We start from the raw sequence: 1,772 nt of genomic DNA, 5'->3' as shown, positions 1-1,772 counted from the left end.
CAATCAACGAACCCGAAAAAACCGGGCAGTCTTCAAAAATGTTTGAAATAATAAAAGCTATTCAGTCAATAAATATACCCCTGGTACTTTCCACTTTTGTGTTTTTCTTTATTGGAGGATATTTATTATATGGAGCATTGTTTGCTGCAGTGGGTTCGGCAGTGGATAATGAAACCGATACACAGCAATTTATGCTGCCTATTACCGTCCCGCTGATCATCGCTATTGTTATGGCTCAATTGGTGTTAAAAGACCCGGGGGGCTCTGTTGTATTCTGGATGTCAATAATACCTTTTACTTCACCTATTATAATGATGATGAGGGTACCTTTTGGCGTTCCTGCCTTTGACCTTATATTATCAATGATCTTATTAATTGCAGGATTTATTGTTACCACATGGTTTGCTGCAAAAATATACAGAGTAGGGATACTGATGTATGGCAAGAAGGTGAACTATAAAGAAATTTCAAAATGGTTGTTTTACAAAACCTGAAAAAAAATCTATTTAAACATAGACTTAATGCTTCCCCATGAACGCTGAACTGCGGTGGGATTGTGTTGTATTGATGTGATGGCAATATCATCAGCCTGGCTTGATCTTGCAACTAACCTGTATACGATTGTTTGTGGATTATCATTATTCTTATAGATATTATCATCTATAAAAAAATAAGCCGAAGAACCTGTTGAATTAATAATAACAATTTTTTTTTCAGGTTTATCATCTATCTTTCTGTAAAGATCAAATGAACCAACGCCTGTATTATCATTGATCTCCCAGTCTAACCTGATATCAACGCCCTGATATGAAGCGGTAAAGGATTTAATGGTAACATTTACCCTATGCAAGCGCTTAGCTTCCCCCTGAGCACACACGGTGGATTCCGCAGGATGAACCGTCAGAGACCTTGTGGGAACAGAAAAAACAAACATTAAAAAAAGCAATATGTATGGAAACAACTTTGGCATTTTATAATTTATAATCACAAAGGTAGAAAATATAATTGTAATTCAAAATAATTCCGTATTTTTTTTAAAAACAATTATAAAAAAAATTGCAAGAAAAAATAAAAATAGTTACCTTTGCAATCCTGATAACATCAACGTCTAACAAAAAATGAAAAAAGATATTCACCCTCAATATAAAGAAGTAGTATTTTTAGACACTTCCAGTGGTTTTCAATTCTTAACCAGATCAACAATGACCTCTAAAGAAACTGTAAAATGGGAAGACGGAAAATCCTATCCGTTAATTAAGGTAGAAGTTTCTTCTGCATCACATCCCTTTTTTACAGGTCAAAAGATGTTTGTTGATACTGCTGGTAGGGTTGAGAAATTCAAAAGGAGATATGAAAAGAAAAAGCCTGCAACAGACAGTAAGCAGTAGACAATAGGCAGTTGATAGTAGACAATATCCAAACTTCAAAACCCAAACTCTAATAGAATTTTTTAAAGAAAAATTAACAGGGTGAACATTATTCTATTTGACGACCCGCAGATAAGGCAATCACTTTTACCTTTGACCTTTACCAGGCCGGTTGCTGCATTAAGAATTGGAATACTAACGATCGCTGAGAAGTGGGAAAAGTATATTAATTCCGGATTGCCCCAAGTACTCGGAGCGGATTCCGGAATTAAATATCCGAAATCGAAAATCCCAAATCCGCAACTGCAAAGGGTTTCTTTTCTTACTGAAAACTATCTTCAAAAGAAATTCCCGCTTAATCTCAATGACGAAAACATCCTGATCAACGGTGCGGTTTGTCCAAAT

4 protein-coding genes are annotated in these 1,772 nt (G+C 35.3%); 3 read left to right on the top strand and 1 reads right to left on the bottom strand.

Annotated elements, in window-relative coordinates; translation table 11 throughout:
- Positions 1 to 494 (top strand): ABC transporter permease (locus FVQ77_17465; GenBank protein ID MBW8052093.1); only part of this gene is annotated, 494 nt, incomplete at its 5' end.
- A gap of 8 nt (positions 495 to 502) precedes the next feature.
- Here the strand turns inward: FVQ77_17465 and FVQ77_17460 are convergent.
- Positions 503 to 970, bottom strand: a complete 468-nt coding sequence (locus FVQ77_17460) for a hypothetical protein (GenBank protein ID MBW8052092.1) — start codon at positions 968 to 970, stop codon at positions 503 to 505.
- Between the two features lie 148 nt (positions 971 to 1,118).
- Here FVQ77_17460 and FVQ77_17455 point away from each other — a divergent pair, with 148 nt between their 5' ends.
- On the top strand, positions 1,119 to 1,388 hold the full coding sequence (locus FVQ77_17455; protein ID MBW8052091.1) for a type B 50S ribosomal protein L31: 270 nt from the start codon (positions 1,119 to 1,121) through the stop codon (positions 1,386 to 1,388).
- Positions 1,389 to 1,469: 81 nt separating this feature from the next.
- The coding region (locus FVQ77_17450) for a glucose-1-phosphate thymidylyltransferase (GenBank protein MBW8052090.1) at positions 1,470 to 1,772 on the top strand (303 nt) is incomplete at its 3' end.

The sequence above is a fragment of the Cytophagales bacterium genome, assembly GCA_019456305.1.
Taxonomy (GTDB): domain Bacteria; phylum Bacteroidota; class Bacteroidia; order Cytophagales; family VRUD01; genus VRUD01.
Note: the sequence above shows the minus strand (reverse complement) of the source record. Positions and strands in the feature narration are given on the sequence as shown.